Here is a 19,186-nt window from a genome sequence, read left to right on the forward strand (position 1 = left end):
CCTCAATCCCGCTTATGAAGATCCCGCTTATGAAGGGGAATCTTACTTCGTAGCGTGTAGAAAGGGAATTGGTATAAAAGAAGAAAGCTATTAAGTCGATCGCGATCACCCTCATTTCACCGATTAGTGAGGAGCCAAGACGAGTATTGAGTTTAGAGACATTAAGCTGGTAAAGGTGCTGCGAAGGATTCAGGTTGAGGCACATTACCTAACTGTTGCAGTTGAGCGATCATACTCTCGACATAGTATTCGCTGGTATGTTCGCTCAAAATGCGCGCATAAGCCGCTTCCGCTTGTTGAGCAGCTACTTCAGGATGCTCCAGTAAGTGTGTAATAGCGTGTTGCAGTCCAGCAGCATCACCAGCCTCAACACCAGTGACAAGCCCTAAGTTGATTAATTCGTCGGCAAGACCAGGGGTACGGGTCATAACGACAGGTCGCCGACATGCCATCGCTTCTATGAGCGTTGTGAGCCCAGCCGAGTAGTTATTCCATAAGAGGCTAACGACCACAACATCGGCATCGCGGTAAAGTTGCAAAAACTCAGACCAGTCGTAGTGTCGGGAAGCCATGTTATCAGGCATGACTTTTGGGAACGCAACCTTTGTCTTTGCCGATGCGTTAGGTGAAACGGCACAAATTTTCACGTCAACATCCAGAGCTTGCGTGGCAGCAGCCAGCGTTTGATAGTCTCGCTGTTCTAAGCCAGCGCTGACAACCAATGGTCGCGTTTTGGGCTGTGCAGCACCAGGGTTAAAGAATCGGATATCGGTTTGCTCCGGCTGCTGATAGATACGCTCGCCAGAAAGCTGCAAATAATCACGAATATAGGTTGCTTTTATTTGAGTATTGACGGCAAAGAGGTCAATTTGATCGCCGAGGCGGAAGAACTTTAACAGTCGTCGCACACGTCTCCGATAGGGAGCCATCACTGAAACCGCTAATTTCGGTCTCTTGCCCTTGAATTTGCAAAGTATTGCCAGCGCAAAACCCACATCTTCGCCTAAACAGAAGACAGTATCGTGTTCTGTAAGCTGAGACACTAAGCGCCGAGCCAGTGCCCACTGTTCGGGTTGCCCAATGATCTTCGAGCACAGCCAGTCAAAGAGAGTAAGTGGGTCGTTAGTGGGAACGTGAACGGTTGCTCCTAATGTTTGGCTGAGATTCCATATAACGTGACGCGGACGTTTGCCTGCCTGGGCTTCACGCTCAATGCCTTCTAAATCAAAGTCTCTGCTTAAAAGAATGTGATACATCAGTGCAGGCTCCTACTTAATCAAAGAAAGGTGAATTATTTAATTAGTTGTTATGCGATCGATAGAGCAATCGGCTAAAGAAAGGCTAGCTCCAATAACAGCTACTGGAGCCACAATTGTCCTTATAGTAAAGCTACGAGCAAGGTTACTCATACTAGATTCATACGCTAAACACTTGCACAAAGAACAATCAACTACAAATTAATGAACTTCCTTTGTGCTTTTTGTATGAATACTTGTGTTGGCAATGGAGCTGCTGTGTAAAGATACAATCTTCCTTGAAGAAAAAAGATGTAGCTTCTTTCTTTAGACCCATTTTGTTAGTTTGCTTCAGTTAAGCATAGGATAATTACATACTGGATTACTGTAAATTTCTCACTTACTACTGTAATTTTTGTAGTAATTCCTATGTTTCCTACGCTCACTGAAAATGTATCCTAAGGTGTATCACGTAGGAAGTGTTCCTGTCAGCTAAAGTGCTTCACACAATCTTGTTAATAGAGAGGCTTAGTATGACAGTTGCATCAAGTGGCTCTCCGCGAATCTAGGTAGTTAATTAATACAAGAGTCACAATTTTCATCTAATCGGTAAATATACTTATAGATCATTCTGTATTTCTTTAAAGAGCCGCTACTCTAGGAGCTTTATGTTCCTGGACAAACCTGGCTTGTCCAGATGTATGCTCTGGTTCCTTGCCTGCCGTAGTAGGGGTAAAGCTAGAACCACATTCTTTAGTAAGCAGAATTTCTTGTGTTAAGGATTTCCTGATTGCACAGGCAGGTTGTGAAGAAAGTTAGAGACACTTAAGCCCCCCCTACATTCTGACATCCTGCTGGTGCATCTACAGCCACAGCAGCCCTTACAAACAATCGATCAACCCTACACAAACGGTTTGAGGAAGCTGTGAAGAACCGTAATTGGCTCAATCTTTCGGAGTATGCTTTGCTAGTCGGTGCAGGCATTGGCTCACTAGCCTCTGTTGCCTCGCAGCAGATTTTGTTTACAGCAGCGCCTGTATCGGCGTTATTGCTGGTTAATATAGTAAACCGTCGGCGACTAGAAGAAGCAACGTTAGCACATACAGACACCTCTATAAGGCAGCTAGATCAGAAACTTTCTGAAGACCTTAGTGCGCTGCGGCAACAAATTCAGGTCTTGCCTAATTTCTTAGATCTGGCTAGCTTGAGAAAATCTGTCCTACATGAAACGGCAGCAGGAGCCGCTGGGCTGGCTCAGGATCTAACTCAAATTAAACGCGAACTAGCAAAACCAGAATGGCGCTTGCTTGCCCAGGAGGTGCAACAGCTACAGGCTGACTATACTAATCTGGCTGACTCTGTGAACCAGGTAACGGCATACTTAGGTCGTTTATGCACAATCGATCGCGCTGATGACTTAGACTCAGCGCTTACCCAACTGAAAACAGAACTGTCTCAACTGCGGGGCAACCTGCAAACGCTGGGCGAAGAGCAGCGTAACAACAATCCTCGCGTCATGCAGGATCAAATTAACCATATCAATCGTCGCCTGAATAATTTGCCAACCCCCTTTGATGCCAGCGCCCTTAAGCAAGATGTTGATTCGCTGGTGAAGATGCTGGGTGAGGTCGTGTCGCGGCGTGAGCTGGCACGTTTGAAGACCCAAATTGAGCAAATTAGCCAGCAGCAAGAGGTTCTAGATCAAACAGTCACGCCGGTTAAGATGGCGACGACGATTTTAAAGAAGCAGCTTGATACGATTACAGCCAAGCTGAACATGAATGAGCATGGCTTTGGGGCAATCCTGGAAACAGGCTTACTGCAACCTGATCCTTCGATCGTCGAAGGACTAAAAGCAACGGTCGGCGCTCTAGAACATCGCCTGAACCAGTTGCCGATCGCCACTGACCTTACTCACCTGCGAACGGATATGCAGAGTCTGGTCGCGAACCAGATGGGGCAACTTCAGCAGCAGTTGTCGGGCGTGCAGCAATTTACCCAAACCCTGGAGCATCAGCAAAAAACGCTGCGTGATTGGGTCAACCGCCTGCCTCAAGTGCTCGACTCTTCCGCCCTCGAAAGCCAGGTTAAGTATCTGTCTGCACGGGTGGAATGGGCAGAGAGTAATGCTGTTGATGTAGAGGCACAAGTAGATGCAGCCGTAAAAACGCATCTAGAAGACATCGTGCAGCAACTCCAACCCAATGAACCGCCAGCGTATGAACTGGTGTTTGATGTCAAAGGGCACCAGCAGCACGGACAAGCAACGGGCTACAGCCGTGCCTTACTGGAGCAAGCTTTAGACAATGCACAGGCACGGTTAATTGTGGTTTATCCCTATCCCAATGCCCAAACGTTAGATGAGGCGCTGATCCAAAAATTTAGGGATTTTCTCGATCGCAATGGCTGCCTGGATTTTGGCTGGGGGCATCTGGGTGATATGAGTGAGGGGCATACCTCGCGATCGCTCGATCGTCGCCGCGCCCTTGAGCCAACCCAAAAAGGCTTTCTTCACACAATGCTCAACCAGTTGACCCAACTAAAGCGGCAGTATCCTACGCAATTTCGCTTTAAGGTGCTGGGTACGGATGAACATTTTTTGGTGTGCGATCGCAGCTATGCCGTACTGGGCGCTCAGTCAGTTGCGACTGCCAGTGCTGTTTTTCCGCAGGCAGCCGTCGGGCTACGCACGATCGATGCGGATGTGATTCAAGGTTTAGTGGATCGGTTTGACGATCCGGTGCTGGATGCTAATGACGTGATCGCCTACTTCAACCGCGCCTCTACTCGTTACGATCTGGGCGATCGCCAGGGCGCGATCGCTGACTACACCGAAGTCCTCCGCATTGCGCCGCATGATGACGTTGCCTACAACAACCGTGGGCTGGCTCGGTATGACAAAAACGATCGCTATGGTGCAATGGCAGACTTTGAGCAAGCCGTGCAGCACAATCCCGAAAACTTCATTGCCTACTGTAATCGCGGCTTTATACGCTCTGAACTGGGTGACAAAATGGGTGCGATCGAAGATTACACCTTTGCGCTTCAAGCAAACCCCGACTTTGCCACTGCCTACTTTTATCGGGGTCTGGCACGCACTCGACTGCAAAATAAACTGGGTGCCATTCAAGATTACACCGAGGTCATTCGGCTGAACCCGCAGGATGCCATTGCCTACTTTTACCGGGGACTTGCCCGCGTCAAAATCGGGCATCGTCTGGATGCGATCGAAGACCTCCGCCAAGCTGCCGAACTCTTTTCTGAGCAAGGCGACATGGCAAACTACCAGCAAACCCTTAGCACGATCAAAAAGCTGCACAAAACGTTGGCGTTTGCTACGTCTAGCCAGCCACTGGTAGCAAGTGAAGTCTAGGAGTAGAGAGTAAAAACGACTCTATTCACCCTATTGGGTGACACTTTGTGATGAGGTTGTTGCAAACGTAACTCAGTACTTTAGTAGATAGTCCAATGGCTTTGAGGCGCTACGATGTCTCCTCTATCCAGTTCTGAGCCTTGCTTGCCCGTGACCAACCAATCGTGTCAAAAACCGCTGTTACAACGTGGTGCCAGCGGGATAGAAGTAATCGAAATCCAAAAATTGTTGATCAACTGGAGCCTTTATGAGGGTGCGGTCGATGCTTACTTCGGTGAATGCCTTGAACAGGCAGTAAGAGCCTTTCAAAAACGGGTCTTTTTGCCAAGCAGTGGCATTGTGGATGCACGCACTTGGCGATCGCTCTACACAGGTGCCCCGATCGAAATGCCGTTGCTACAGCGGGGCAGTGCTGGCGAAACCGTCGTGCTGCTACAAAAAGCGCTACAGGCTGTTGGGCAAACGGCGATCGTCGTCGATGGCTCCTTTGAACAGCAGACAGATAAGGCTGTACGGCACTTTCAGCGGCAGCAAGGCTTAGTGGTTGATGGAGTCGTGGCTAGCTGCACCTGGCTGGCATTAAGCAAAGCATCGCCTGTTGCCAAGAACCCGCAACACTAAGGCAGATGTGCAGTATAAAGTTAGAGTCTGTTGCTATCACAGCCCTTGGTAAGGGCTACTTTAGTAGGGATTCTTGACCGCAGCCTACTCCCTCAAAATAAGGGCGCTATAGCAAAAGGATAAAGGATGAGGGGTGAATTGAAGCCTTGCTCAAAGGTCGTTTCAGGGTTTATGACTGTCCTACCGCTCGCTTCGACTGCCATAAAACCCGTTTCTTTCGTCCGTTAGGAGAGCGGGCTTGTATTTAGCTGCTACCTAAGTTGGTAGTTTATCTTTACTGTTCGCCGCCTGTTGAACTGACGGCAATACTGCTTTAATGGCAGCAGGATGCTTCTGATCGGTATAGTACCAATCAGGAGCAATCAACCAGGATAAAGGGTGCAACGCTTATTTCTTCACTGCTGCTCCGCGCTAGCACTTGGGCATAACTATGCAATTGACTAACATGGGTCGCTTTAGCGCTATCGTTTTAGCAGGGCTATTAGCTGCCTGCTCTTCATCTGCGCCTGATACAGCCCCGACTGCTGTCATTTCGCCAACAGCGTCACCCAAACCTGCTGTTCTTAAACCGATCGCCAAAATTAGCGAAATTCAGAAGCTGCCCGTTTTTGTGCGCTTGCTCAATACAGCGCAAGAAGAGCCTGCCAAAGAAGGCATGGGGCTGCAAGTCGGTGAAACTATTCGAACTCAAGGGCAAGCTTTAACCCAAATTGACTTGGATAATGGGTTAGCATTTCGGCTGGCTGGCGATGCAGTATTGAAACTTCAGCATGGCAACCGCCTTAGTCTGACTGCTGGCGACATGATTACCTGGGTGCAGCCTGGGAAAAAGTTGCCGACTGAGATTATTACCCCCACCGCTGTAGCAGGCATTCGTGGCACAACCGTGTTTGTCAAAATTCCGAAAGACCCCAAGGAAGGGGTGCTGTTTTTTGCCTGGGAAGGTTCGGTGGCGGTGCGTTTGACGGGGCAAACTGAGGAAGTGCTGCTTAAGACAGCAGAAGAAGTACGAATCAGACCCGGCGATCGCGACATTCGTCAGATCCGACAGCGCGTGCGACGCATGAGTCGTGCTGAGTGGCGACAAAAACGCGCGACCGACCCCATCCTACGCAGCTTCAAAAAAGCGCAAATGACAACGCTGCCGATTATTGACCGGATACAGCCTGGGCAGCTAGTGTTGCCGTCACCATCTGCGTCACCACGGCAGGCAGAACAAAGTAAGGAAGCGGCTCCACAAAATCTTCTGAGAGTCGAGACTCAGCCTAGGCTTGAGAATTCACCTAACGCCGAAGTACCGACTAGACTAGACAAACCTAGCACCGAAGAACTTCCCAGAGTTGAGAAGCTGTCTAAAGCCAAAAAGCCAGAGAAAGCCGGAAAGCCAGAGAAAGCCGGAAAAACGGATAAACCAAACAAAGCACCAAAGTCGAGCGAGCGACCGAACGTTGATTCTGCCTTCCGTAAACCTACACCATCTGGGAAAAAGCAGCCTAAAGGCAAAGACTGGGACGATCGTGCCCCAAAGCAACGCGACAACAAACCTAAGGGTAAAGACCGAGACGATCGTGATCGTGCCCCAAAGCAACGCGACAGCAAACCTAAAGGCAAAGACTGGGACGATCGCGATCGTCCCCCAAAGCGGTCTGACGGCTAACCCAATTCTGTTTACACCCTCTTTACCACCCTACAATGACTTTCCAGGCAAAAGAGCCGATCGCTAGCAGGGCAAGGTGTTGAGGCAGCAAGTTTAGCAGTGATTGACGCGCCAGCTTTTGGGTCAAAATGACGCTGCACCAAAAGGAAAAGATGAGCGTGACGCTTTGCAGAAAGGCGATGACAGCAGGATCGACAGTCGCGATCGGTAAGTTAGCTGTACCAAACCCGAAGGTGGCAAACGTTACAGGAATCACCTGCCCCGTTTCTGTTAAGCCAAGCTTCAGGTAATGGGCAAGGCTTGCGCCCAAAACGAGTGGCAGATAGCCATACGCCAATTCTAAAAAGGGGCGGGGCTTATAGCTTCGCTGTAGTAGCCGGATAAGACTATGGGCAGCGATCGCAATCGCCCCTGGTATCAATAACACTACCAATGAAACGCCTGCATGAATGCCAAAATTTTCTAGATGTAACTGCCAGCCAAACTGCTCCTCAAGCTCCGGTAAGCGATGCAGAAAAACTGCGCCTAAGAGTAGAAACAGCAAACAAATTTCGGCATACATGGGCTGGTGAGTCGTCCACAGTTCAATGCCTGGTGGACGCAGGTTTAACTCGACCGATCGATGTGGACAGGCTTTCAGGCAGGTCATACAGAGGACGCAATCCCGGTTATCTTCAAGCTGTGCTGGATGGGAGTATAGGGGACAACCGCCTGTCTCTTGTCCTTCGCCCTTTTGCGGTCCGCCTTTGTAACATTGATACGTGGTGCAAGTAGCAGAACAAATGCCTTGTTGGGCACGGAGTTCAACCATTGATAGTTTGGCAAACAGTCCATTCATGCCGCCGATCGGGCACAAATAGCGACACCAAAACCGACGCTCAAACAACATAGAACAAATGACGGCTCCGGCAGTAATCAGCAGCAGCAAACAACCAGATAAGTAGGCAGTGTCCTCTAAGTTCCACAACTCTTCCCACAGCAGAATGAGTGTAAACATCCCAAACAGAAACCAACCGCCCCATTTTTCTGCCTGCTGTCGGGGCCAGGGTAGTAGCTGACGGGGGTAGAGCCAGAGCGAAACTTTCTGTGCCAGTTCACCGTAAATCATAAAGGGACAAACGGAACACCAAAGCCGTCCCACAAAGGGAAAGGCTGCCAGGATTAGCATCCACCACCATGCCCAAAAGAAATTGAGGGCAATATTGCGATCGCGGCTTTGAGGTCCCAGCATTAGTACAGCAACCACTACAGCAAAAAAGCCCAGCGTAAAGCCATAGTTAATGCGATCGGGATACCAGGGACTCCGTAGAAACTGACGCAGCTTCGGTGCTGCATTCAGCAGGTTGACGCGAAACCGTCTAGTTTTAACGCTGGCTGCCCAGAACACCTCTTCTGTAAGAGCAGCGGCACCATTCGATTGCAGCAATGCCCGCTCGACCAGATTCTCCAACTCGGTCAAGTTGCCGGGAAAGTCATAACCTTGTAACCGCCGCAGTGCCTCTGGTGTTACCGTTGGTTTCACCAAGCCTCTAGCCCGACAATACAGGCTCAAATAATACTCAACCTGCGACAGGATATCGGCTTTTCGCACACGTAGCGGCGGCACTCGAATGATGTGCCCAACCAGTTTTTTGCGCTCTAATGCTGGCAACACTTTCTCTGAAGTCATGACCAGACGAGCCTGACTCTCACGCGGCGCTGGAGGCGGTTCGCCCTCGCGCCCAATAGGTTCATACTCTCCTGTTTCCAGCAGCCGTACGAGCTTAGTCTGCAAGTCTGGTGCCAACTCCTGCACATTGTTGAGCAACAGCGTGCCTTCACCGAGCCATTCCAGCAGCCCTGGCTTGCCACCAACACGTCCAAAAAGCTCTGAACCACTGGTTTGCAAGGTGTCACAGTCAATTTTGATCATTGGTTCCTGACGGTAGCGGGAGCCAAAGTGAATCAGCGCTGTGGCGTTGTCCTTGCCTAAACCTGGTTCACCAAAGACCAGCACCGATCGCCGATCGTTTGCGGCTTTCTTAATCTCCTGCCGCAAGCGTGTAGCATAACGGCTAGAACCAACAATCCCCCGTCGTACTTTGGGTACTAAGTAAGGACGCAGCGCCGTTTGCCGCGCTCGCTCATAGGTCAGTTGTGCCGAAACCTCATCGAGTGCAGTTGCTAGCTGACGCGAGAGTGTCTGGGTGAGTTCAGGATACTGCTGGACGATCGCCAAAAAGTCGGCTTTGGAAATCGTCCAGACCACGCAATTGGTAAGGGTAATGACAGTTTGTTCAGCAGGCTGCTCCAGGGTCAGTTCTTTTAGGTGCAGAATGCTTCCTGGCAGCAGGCTAACCGCATTTGCAAGCCCCGTTTTGCTAGTGCGATAGCTCTCCATCCGCCCTGTTTTGAGAATATACAGTGTGTCTGGAAACGTGTCTTCCAGCACCAGTCGACGGTTTTCCTGCACCGACTCTTCCTGCATGGCGGCTGCCATCGCGTCCAAAACGCCATCCGAAAGAGCACTCAAGCTTGTCTGCTCACGCAACCACACGACTTTCTCTGCTTGGTTCATCTCGTTTACCTCTGGCGTTTAGTCAATGCCTCTATGCTTGAAAGCGTGAGTGCGATCGTACCTGAATTGCTGTAGCCGACAGCACTCCTCAATATTTCGATGCATCATTGCAAGGCATTATCCAGCGCTCAAGGTGTGAAAGCAAACTAGTTGAGCGCAAATTGCTGCGAGTCATTGAACTGCATCAGTATTTGTTGCCTTGCGAGCGTACTCACCCTACTTTGATTTTTTAGTCGCTGTTTTTGCGGTTAACGTCGTTGTTGTCTTGTAATGCTAAGAAACGAGCTTCAAAGCACGAAACGATGAACCGCTTTTTCACCCTGTTTCTCACCACAATACTTTTGCTTGCAACCTGCTCAAGCGTTGCACACCCGACTTCTCACTCGCATGCGATCGCACAACTACCACGCCCTTTGCCTGCTTGTCGTGTCAACGCTCCAACCTTGTCTGCTGCACCCTTTCCAAAGGTGCACCCTGGGGCCTTGAAAGCGAGAGTGCCTATCATGATGTATCACGACATTCTGCCAGTCAAGCAAGTCCCTTATGACTTAACACCGACAGAATTGAGACAGCACTTTGAGCAGATTAAGTCGAGTCAGGTGACCCCGATTAGCCTTGATCGCTTGATGGATCATCTTCGCACTGGCAGTCTGTTACCTGAGAAACCCATCTTACTGACATTTGATGATGGCTATGGAGGGCACTATCGCTATGCCTATCCGCTCCTGAAGGAATATGGGTACCCGGCAGTATTCTCAATTCATACCAGTTGGGTCGGTGTAAATGTTGGTCGGACTCATGTGAGCTGGCAAGAGCTGAAAACGATGGCACATGATCCGCTTGTGACTATTGCCTCTCATAGCAAAACGCATCCGGCGCTTACCAGACTCTCTAACCAAAAGCTGGCACAAGAAGTTGTGGATTCAAAGAAGATTTTGGAAGCGAGACTCGCTCGCCCCGTGAAGTACTTCACTTATCCGTATGGCTTTCATGATGCCAGAGTCAAGCAAGCTGTGGCGAAGGCTCATTATCTTGCCGCGCTTGCTTATGCTCTGCCAACGGAGCGCTTTGCCAACCAGTCAACAGATTTGTTGAGTCTCGCTCGTTTTGAAAAAGCTCAGCTTGCAAAAGTGCTGCCTCAAGCCTGGGGCGGTGCTCCTTCAACACAGTGCAAGTAAGCTACAGTCTCGAACCGTAAACTTGATCGCAACGCCCTTATAATTCAAGCAACTTATAAACGTTAATTAGAAAGATCAACTCCTTGAAAGACTCGCTTCAATAGGATTTACAGCAAGCTAAGGATAGTGAAGCCAATATTGTAAATATGCTTGCTGCAATCTCAGAAGCGACGGCTCCTTCAACCCAACTTGTTGTTCTAACAGGTCTACTGGCAGCAGGACTAGCGCTCATACATCTCTTTGCTGGTCGCTTACGCTTCATTCGATCGACTCCGCGCCATCATTGGCTTTCAATCGGCAGCGGTGTTTCGGTTGCTTATGTGTTTGTGCATATTTTGCCTGACCTAAGTAAAGCCCAAACGACGGTTCAAGAACACTTAGATGCCGAAATAGCATTTCTAGAGCACCATGTCTATCTAATCGCATTGCTTGGCTTAGCAGTATTTTATGGGCTGGAGCGTGCTGCAAAAGTATCTCGACAACGCAATCAGGATAGTGGAAACGGGGATGTAACTAGTCCCAATGTTTTTTGGCTACATATCGCTTCGTTTGGTGCCTATAACGTTCTGATTGGCTATCTACTTTTGCATCGGGAAGTACCCGGCTTCATCAACCTGCTGTTGTTTGCGATCGCCATGGCACTCCATTTTGTGGTCAACGACTACGGCTTACGGGAACATCACAAGAAGCGGTACGACCATAGTGGACGCTGGATTTTAGCGGCGGCTGTAATTGCAGGATGGGCAATCAGTGCTGGTACAGAGCTTTCTCAAGCCGCGATCGCGGTTCTGTTTGCCTTTCTGGCAGGCGGTATAGTGCTCAATGTACTTAAAGAAGAACTGCCAGAAGACCGAGACAGCCACTTCTGGGCGTTTGCAGCCGGGGCAGTCGGCTATGCTGCACTGTTGCTGGCACTATGAAGCAGCATAAAATCGTATGCATAACTGCCCCACTAGTACAGTACGCCTGAAGCAGGAGGAAGCCGTAAACCAGTTGGTGATGAGCGATCGCCCTTTAGAGTTTGAGCAGGGTTAGCAGTAGCACTGGGAAAAGTGGGGTAAGAGATGAAACGAACCTACAGACGAAAAGCCGATGGCAAAAACTGGTCAACGGTTAGGCGCTACATCCTTCTTATCTTCCTGATGGTAATGACGAGCCTTTACTATGCCAGAGAGTCTTACTACTTTGACAATGGCAAGGGTGGTCAGGACTGGCGGATTGGTCAGCCAAAAGTCTCTCTACTGACTGCCAACACGACTCGCTCGCTACCGCAGTTGCGGCAGTTTGCTCTCACCCTGGTTAATCGCGATCGACAGCTCAACGGCTTGCCACCACTGGTCGAAGACCCCTTGCTCTCTCAGGCAGCACAACAACATAGCCAGGATATGCTGACCCGCCGCTACTTTGCCCACGTCAACCCAGAAGGCAAAACCCCGACCGATCGCTTTGTGCAGTTGGGTGGCAAGGGAGAAGTAGGAGAGAATATCGCTCACCAAACTGGCGCACTCGGTATACGCCTCAATTACGGGTTGTTGGAGCGGTTGCAGAAAGGCTGGATGTATAGCGAAGGGCATCGGCAAAACCTGCTGAAGCGATATTACACTCGTTTTGGCTATGGCATCGTCATTGACCCGCTGAGCGGACAGATGTATGCAGCGCAGGAGTTTGCTTTACCAGCACCTTAACGGCACGCTCATAGGACTGTACTACTGCCAAAGCGGTGCCAAGAACAGGCTTAGGAGCTTTCTGAGAAGGAGTGTACCGTTTGTAGGGGCAGGTTTTGCCAGAATCTTGGCTCATAGCCGATCACGTTGGTAGCAAACATGCCCCTACGGGTATTTTGTTTGCTAGAAATTTCCTTAACTGACTGTAGCGCGGCTTCAAGAGTGACTCTGCCAGATGAACCACCGTTAAGCCGAGCACTCTTACTTCCAGGTAGGATCAACGTGTGCCCGCAGCAAGCTTGCAGCCATGCTGTAAATTATTTCTCACCCCTATGACAGCTACCCTCAACCCCTATCTCGCCGATAACTTTGCTCCCGTCCAGACGGAGGTAACTGTCGATGCCTTGCCCATTCTGGGTGAGTTACCAGTTGAACTAAATGGGATGTTTGTCCGCAACGGTCCTAATCCCCAGTTTCCACCGTTGGGTCGTTACCACTGGTTTGATGGCGATGGGATGCTGCATGGAGTCCATATCCAGGACGGCAAAGCCAGCTACCGCAATCGCTATATTCAAACGCAGGGATTTGAGCAAGAGCGACAAGCCGGACGATCGCTGTTTGGTGGCTTGCTGGAACCTTCACAGGCAGGTTTCAAAAATGTGGCGAATACGGCTCTCGTCTGGCATGACGATCGACTGCTGGCGCTCTGGGAAGGCGGCGAACCGCACGCGATCGCGATACCTAGTCTGAAGACGATTGGCGCTCAAACCTTCAACGGCAAGCTAGCTTCTCCGGTGACTGCCCATCCAAAAGTAGATCCGGTGACGGGAGAAATGATGTTCTTTGGCTATTCGCTAGCACAACCGCCCTACGTTAAATACAGCGTTGTCTCCGCTGAGGGAGTACTGCGAACCGTCCCGATCGATTTGCCAGTTGGGGTGATGATGCATGACTTTGCCATCACAGAGCACTACACCATTTTTATGGACTTGCCCCTTACCTTCCGCCTGGAACGGCTGCAACGGGGAGAACCTGCCTTTTCCTTTGAGCGCGATCGCCCCAGTCGGTTTGGTATTCTGCCTCGGCATGGTGATAACCAGACGATTCGCTGGTTTGAAGCGTCAAGTTGCTACGTCTTCCATACCCTGAATGCCTATGAAGCGGGAGACGACATTGTTTTAATCGCCTGCCGGATGAGCAGCACCAGTGTTTTAGGCACGACTCCTGGTACCCATGAAGGCGATAATCGTGGGGTTGGGAGTGATGTGCCCTTGCTCCATCGCTGGCAGTTCAACTTGAAGACTGGCGCTGTGCAGGAACAGACCCTGGACGATCGCCCCTGCGAATTTCCCCGCACTAATGAACAGTATTTGGGACGGCAGACCCGCTATGGTTACGCTGGCAAGACTGCTCCAACCGAAATGCCTAAATTTGATGGTTTACTCAAGTTTGACTTGGAGCGTCAGAGCGTTCAAGTACATTCGTTTGGTCCAGGACGCTACGGCGGTGAGGGTGTATTTGTGCCACGACCAGGCTCGACCGTTGAAGATGATGGCTGGTTGATGACCTTTGTGCATGATGAAGCTCAGAATACATCTGAGCTGGTCATCGTTAGCACTCAAGCCATGAGCGCTGAACCGATCGCCCGCATCCAGATGCCACAGCGGGTCCCCTATGGCTTTCATGGTGCCTGGGTTTCCTTGCTGTAGCGCTAAGGGGCACGACTGGCTATATCGATCAACCTCCAGTCTGCTGCGCAAAGGCTAGCAGATGCTCTGCAACGACCTGGGGTTGATCGAAGTGGGGTACATGACCCGCGCCCTTAATCCAAATCAGCCGACTGCTGCAAATAGCTTGCTCAAACCGAGTGGCATCTGCGGTTCCTAAAACATCATCCGCGTCTCCCCACAGAATCAAAGTGGGATGAGTAACTTGAGCAATACGTTGCCTTTGGCTCACGCGATCGTGTTCGCTTAGATCCGCATAGCCACCACTCTGAGTCAAAGAAGTAATTGCCTCCTTCCACCCTGGCATCTCCTGATGTAGCAATGAGCAACGCAGGGCATCAACCAGGGTTGGATTCATCATTGGCAGCACTGAGGCAGCAGCCAGAGCAGCGTGTTTACGCCAATACAGCCACTCGGCACCCAATTCAATGAGCGGCTGAGGGAGAAATTGCCCGACTGGAAAGCTACCAGAGAAGCCAACACTATCCATTAAAACGAGTGCTTGCACCCAACTGGGATGATGCAAGGCAAAGTCGATTGCCACTGCACCCCCTAAAGAAGCCCCCACTAAAACGACAGGTTGCTTCACCCAAGTTTCTAGAGTGCTAAGCAAATGTCGCCGGATGCTTTGAGGGTTGACGGCAACCGTAGGAACGTAGGCGGTGAAGCCAGAGCCAAACAGATCGAGCGCCCATGTTTCGTGGCTACCTGCTAGAAGGGGAAGCAAGCGTCGAAACTCCAACAGGGAACTGTCGAAGCCATGCAGCAACAGTATGGGAGTAGTGCCAGGTAAGGGAGGCGATGCCTCCGGCATGTAATGGACAGAAGCGGTCGCCACAGCAGTTGTACCCTCCTGAAATGGCACCTGAACAACACGACGCCGAATTTTTTGCAGGAGGGCGATCGCCTCTGCGTCTCGAATCTCAGCCACAGACGGCGGTAGAAAAGCAGCAGTCATTCGCTTTAATCTGAGAATCTCCTAGAGCCGCTCATCGTCCTCCTCGATCGCCTTTAAGTATGCCTCAGCGCTGCTTGCTTAACCACGCGATCGCGCCTAATCCCCTGTACGTCTAACCATTGACCTGTGCTTTTGGGATTTTGTGCTAAAAAGAGGGAGCTTTCTGAACGAGAAGAGCCGTTCAGGCTGGTTCACTGTCTGGGGGGCTTTGTCAGACCCCGCTGATCCAGGAGCGCCTCCAGCTTTCTGATAAATTCGACATCTTCTGACGGCAGCGGATAACTCGTGCTGCCAAACGTTTCCTGGTCAGGGCAAGGGGGTTCAAACACAGCAAACGCTTGCCGGAACGCCTCAGGCGTTGTTGTGATGGGCGCATCAAAGTGGCAGGGAATAACCCGCTTAAAGTCCCAACTGGCTACTTGATCAACCCAGGCTAGGACGGCTTGTGGGTTATGGTCGAGGATGAAGGTCTGGAGGATCGGAGCCACAAAGGGACGCCCCTGCCCACGCAGAGCCTCAAACGATCGCTCCCAGCCCGGTTGCCACTGAAAGGGAAACAACCCAAAGTAGGCTTTCTTAGCATGGGTTGGTGCACTCCATCCGTCTCGCAGCGCTTGAGCCAGACCGACCGTTTTGAGGGTACTTGGCTGAAAGTAGAGGGCAAACAGGGCAATGCGCTGCCAACCCCGACGGCGGTTTGCTTCGGTATCCTCCATCACCTCCAGTGCACTGTTGCGTGCATGGAAAAGCAGAGGGTAAGGGTCTAGCTCAAGGATTGCTGGAGGGTGTTCTGGCACAGACAGCACCGTATCTGTTAGTAGCACGGTGCGCGATCGCTTATGCCATAACGCCACTTCGCCAAAGGAACCTTTACCCAAATTGATATCTAAGATTGCATAGTCAAAGTCATCGGCAAAGGGAGTCTCAGCACTATTAGCTGGCAAGATTTGGGTGCGTCCACGTGGGAAACCTAGCCAATGCAGGGGGAAATTGAGTGGAAAACTCCACTGATGGGGTGTTACAAAAATTTGCGCTTCGGGAAAGCAACGGGCAAAGGGCGGCACAAAGACTTTATGTTCCAGACCAGAAGCCGTAGGCAAGATGATGTAGCGAACGGCTCCATGGCTAGCTTCCAGTTCTTTAACCAGTTGGATACACTCTCGTGTGGGAGCGATCGGCGCATACACGAGTAAGCCACCGGCTGCAAGTTTCACAACCGTCATCCGAATCGGCACCACTGTGTAGAGAATGCCCTGCACTTGGTCAAAGGTCCAGAGCGTTTCGGGTATGACCTCTCGGCGCAGAGTGCGACGACGCAGATAAGGATACAGCGGCACCAGAAACCAGAACCACCAAGCCTGCTCTCTGCCATTGATTGTGTCTATCGATCGCTCCGGCATGACCTGTGGTTTCACTACGGTTTGCTTCACGCTCTGCCTCCCCAAGGGCGGCAATAAAGCACGGTTACTTCATTGTATGCAGACTGCGGTGATACAGACGCTCATCGCACTTCGGCTTCTAAACTGGTTATACGCAGCAGGATGATGCTTGAGAAAGGCAACTAACAGGGAAGCTGTGCCACTACAAACGCAACACCTTTTGCAAGTAGCTCAAAGTGAATCGATCAATCTAGAACACCTCCTTAAGGAAGCTGAAATTTATGGGTTGTTCACTCAATTTTGCTGTTACTTGCCATATTTGTTCTTCTGTCTTTAGAGGGTGTTATGCAGTTTTGTAGAATTCAAGCTGGAGAGGGAATGTAGCATTCCTTCATCTTTTTGAGCTGTGGCTGAAGCTAGTTCAGAGAGTCGCTCCTTTTCAAAATGCTTAACACCCTCTAGAGCGATTACAATTTCTTCCAGGCTTGAATCACTTGCCGCAACGCTGGGGGAAGGTTTTTCATCTCCAAGTCAATATACTGAACCGTGCTCCCTGTTGCTTGCAGCATGGTCGTTGGATAGTCTGCAAATGCAGCACTACTGAGATAGCTCAAGCCGTTCAAATTGCGGAACTGTTTTGCTTCAAGCACCTGCTGAAACTGCTTCAATTGTTGCTGAGATAACCGCTTCAACACAACAGGACGTGAGCGGATATTGGGAGCGCTAATCAATTGTGTGATCACGCCATCGTTGGTTAACGTGATCTGTGTAACCTTGCCCATCAGACCGCCGCTGACGATCGACTGAAAAACAATGTTAGCTTCAAGTACAGGCTTGTTTTCCTCTGGCATAAAGGAAGGCACTAATTCGCCGCGGCTGCCGCTTGCGGTTGAGTTTTGCACAATTCGGTCTGCTGCTTGATCCAGGTGATAGACCCAACTGCGATCGCCGCCCGTTACAATCGCTTGCCACCCAGAAATTGCAATTCTGGTACAAGCTTGCCCCGGCTTATAAATACCTAGACAACCATCCCAAGTTGCCGGTTTGACCGCTGCAACACGCAAGCGGCTGACTGGCACTCGCACTTGTCTAGCAACAGTTTGCAGCAAACGCTGGCTGACATCGGCTGGTAAAGTTACAACATCGGGCTGCGGTTCTAAGCGGATTGCGTTAGCAGTTCCGTCTGTGCGATAAAACAAATTTTGCTGCCCGTTGGTCACTTCAACCCGCCAACCTTCGACGATCGCTTGCAAACAACTTTCAGCCGCGCCTCCCAGTCCCAGACAGCCGTCTGACCAGGTTTGTCGCGTAAAACCGACAATTTTGACATCTTGCGATGGCACCTTAAGCTGCTGCGATGCAGACTGGCGTACCTTTTGTTCAACCGTTGGCGGCAAAGAGTCTGATTGCGCCATCAACTTTGATGAAGGCACAACCTTTTGAGGCACTGATGAAGCGAGTCCGGCTTGCTTTGAAACCCCTGCACTTGTCAGTAGAATCAGTCCAGTAAGGACCACAGTAGAAATTTGACGTAGGAATTTGGGTGTTTTCTTTGATGTGTCTGTCATGGTCAGAAGGATGGTGAACGGTGTAAATGATGGTTCTAACTTAATCAGTAGATTCACAGGTTACGGTCGTCGTTTCTGAATTTGGTACAAGCACAGATGGCAGAACGATCTTTTGCTTAAGCTGACCATCGGTGATACCACTGTCAACGTCACTACACGATACGTTTGAGCATCAAACCGGAGCCGATCGCAGGAGGGCAGTGGGTAAGTCTAGTTAGAGTGGCAAGACTAAAACTGGCTGTATCTGTGAGATCTAGCCTCATTTGGGCATGATTATGAAGGTGATGCTTTAATGGCTCTGGATGACTGCCTCATGACGACCTTTGTTGCCTTGGACTTTGAGACCGCTGATCATGGTCGTGATAGTGCCTGCTCTGTAGGCTTGATCCGTGTGGAAGACGATCGCCTTGTGCAACGGGTACATTATTTGATACGTCCCCCTCGCGCAACCTTCCGGTTTGCTCATATCCACGGCATTCGGTGGCAAGATGTGGCAGACGAACCTACTTTTGGTGAATTATGGGTTTCAATCCAACCCTTCTTGCAGGGTGCCGCTTTTCTAGCCGCTCACAACGCATCCTTTGACAAAGGCGTGCTCTACGCTTGCTGTGACCTTTATGGTATGCCGCGACCGCTACAACCCTTTGTTTGTACGGTGCAACTGGCACGCAAAACCTGGAACCTTCATCCAACGAAACTGCCAGATGTGTGTGAATACCTGGGCATCGAGTTAGAGCACCACCAGGCGTTGTCTGATGCAGAAGCGTGTGCCCGCATTGTAATCGCAGCCAACCAGCCACAAAGAGTTTGCTAGTCTAAAGGCGGCTCTCGGAAGCCTGATCCAGCTTGAGTGAGCGAGCCACGATCGCCTGCACCATTAGCAGATTTGCCGTCGATGTTGTTTGCCAGGTGTCGTATAGCAAAGGATGAAGGATAAGGGATGAATCGAAGCCCTTGCTCCAAGGACGTTTCAAGGTTGATGTCTCTCCTAACGTTCTCTTCGACTGCTATATGACAACAGCGACATTATGGGTAGCGTGTGTTGTCTTATTGGTGGCGTGGCAACAATTTAATTTCAATGACGCTTAAGCATCAACGCTTCACTCAGAAAAATTATAGCGGTGAGCAGGTTAATCAAGTACAGTAGCAGGCATGAGTAAACCAACTGCGTACATCGTCTAAGGTAATCTGCCCTAAGCCTTGTGCAATGGCTTGATGTAAGGTTGCAGCGGTACGAGCTTCAGCCTCTCTAAGGAACTCCTTCAACTT

Annotated in this window: 14 protein-coding genes; 8 read left to right on the forward strand and 6 right to left on the reverse strand. The window is 50.4% G+C overall.

The features are described 5' to 3' along the window. Positions 1-161: 161 nt before the first annotated feature. Complete coding sequence (locus tag H6F76_RS13910; RefSeq protein WP_199322075.1) at positions 162-1,256, reverse strand: glycosyltransferase; 1,095 nt, start codon at positions 1,254-1,256, stop codon at positions 162-164. A gap of 904 nt (positions 1,257-2,160) precedes the next feature. Between H6F76_RS13910 and H6F76_RS31485 the strand changes: the two genes are divergently transcribed. From H6F76_RS31485 to H6F76_RS13925, 3 genes are all read left to right on the forward strand, one after another. After that, positions 2,161-4,608, forward strand: coding sequence for a tetratricopeptide repeat protein (locus H6F76_RS31485; protein ID WP_190508925.1), 2,448 nt, complete (start codon positions 2,161-2,163; stop codon positions 4,606-4,608). A gap of 114 nt (positions 4,609-4,722) precedes the next feature. Next, positions 4,723-5,229, forward strand: coding sequence for a peptidoglycan-binding protein (locus tag H6F76_RS13920; protein WP_190508927.1), 507 nt, complete (start codon positions 4,723-4,725; stop codon positions 5,227-5,229). A 430-nt stretch (positions 5,230-5,659) separates the two neighbouring features. Beyond that, positions 5,660-6,886 (forward strand): FecR family protein, encoded by a 1,227-nt coding sequence (locus H6F76_RS13925; RefSeq protein ID WP_190508929.1) that lies wholly within the window; start codon positions 5,660-5,662, stop codon positions 6,884-6,886. Positions 6,887-6,908: 22 nt separating this feature from the next. On the opposite strand, the gene H6F76_RS13930 is transcribed toward H6F76_RS13925, so the two are convergent. After that, a complete protein-coding gene (locus H6F76_RS13930) occupies positions 6,909-9,443 on the reverse strand; it encodes a sigma 54-interacting transcriptional regulator (RefSeq protein WP_190508931.1) in 2,535 nt (844 codons plus the stop codon). Positions 9,444-9,946: 503 nt separating this feature from the next. Here H6F76_RS13930 and H6F76_RS13935 point away from each other — a divergent pair. The 4 genes from H6F76_RS13935 to H6F76_RS13950 all read left to right on the forward strand — a co-directional run bounded on the left by H6F76_RS13935 (position 9,947) and on the right by H6F76_RS13950 (position 13,994). Continuing rightward, positions 9,947-10,621, forward strand: coding sequence for a polysaccharide deacetylase family protein (locus H6F76_RS13935; protein WP_190508933.1), 675 nt, complete (start codon positions 9,947-9,949; stop codon positions 10,619-10,621). A gap of 146 nt (positions 10,622-10,767) precedes the next feature. Further along, positions 10,768-11,541: a hypothetical protein gene (locus H6F76_RS13940; protein ID WP_190508935.1), complete on the forward strand. Its 774-nt coding sequence runs from the start codon at positions 10,768-10,770 to the stop codon at positions 11,539-11,541. Positions 11,542-11,685: 144 nt separating this feature from the next. Then, positions 11,686-12,306: a CAP domain-containing protein gene (locus H6F76_RS13945; RefSeq protein ID WP_190508936.1), complete on the forward strand. Its 621-nt coding sequence runs from the start codon at positions 11,686-11,688 to the stop codon at positions 12,304-12,306. 311 nt (positions 12,307-12,617) lie between these two features. Beyond that, positions 12,618-13,994, forward strand: a complete 1,377-nt coding sequence (locus H6F76_RS13950; RefSeq protein WP_190508938.1) for a carotenoid oxygenase family protein — start codon at positions 12,618-12,620, stop codon at positions 13,992-13,994. Positions 13,995-14,022: 28 nt separating this feature from the next. Here H6F76_RS13950 and H6F76_RS13955 read toward each other — a convergent pair whose 3' ends face one another. The 3 genes from H6F76_RS13955 to H6F76_RS13965 form a co-directional block, all read right to left on the reverse strand. Continuing rightward, complete coding sequence (locus tag H6F76_RS13955; RefSeq protein ID WP_190508940.1) at positions 14,023-14,970, reverse strand: alpha/beta hydrolase; 948 nt, start codon at positions 14,968-14,970, stop codon at positions 14,023-14,025. 191 nt (positions 14,971-15,161) lie between these two features. Then, entirely contained in the window at positions 15,162-16,370 is a 1,209-nt protein-coding gene (locus tag H6F76_RS13960) for a DUF4336 domain-containing protein (protein WP_190509048.1), read from the reverse strand. A gap of 446 nt (positions 16,371-16,816) precedes the next feature. Then, positions 16,817-17,917: a hypothetical protein gene (locus tag H6F76_RS13965; RefSeq protein WP_190508942.1), complete on the reverse strand. Its 1,101-nt coding sequence runs from the start codon at positions 17,915-17,917 to the stop codon at positions 16,817-16,819. Positions 17,918-18,230: 313 nt separating this feature from the next. Here H6F76_RS13965 and H6F76_RS13970 point away from each other — a divergent pair, with 313 nt between their 5' ends. Continuing rightward, the gene (locus H6F76_RS13970) at positions 18,231-18,731 is read left to right on the forward strand and encodes a 3'-5' exonuclease (protein WP_190447267.1); all 501 of its coding nucleotides are present in this window, start codon (positions 18,231-18,233) and stop codon (positions 18,729-18,731) included. A gap of 1 nt (position 18,732) precedes the next feature. Here the strand turns inward: H6F76_RS13970 and H6F76_RS13975 are convergent, their stop codons facing one another. Further along, positions 18,733-18,891 (reverse strand): hypothetical protein, encoded by a 159-nt coding sequence (locus H6F76_RS13975; RefSeq protein ID WP_190447268.1) that lies wholly within the window; start codon positions 18,889-18,891, stop codon positions 18,733-18,735. Between the last annotated feature and the right edge of the window lie 295 nt (positions 18,892-19,186).

The sequence above is a fragment of the Leptolyngbya sp. FACHB-321 genome (assembly GCF_014695975.1).
Classification (GTDB): domain Bacteria; phylum Cyanobacteriota; class Cyanobacteriia; order Leptolyngbyales; family Leptolyngbyaceae; genus Stenomitos.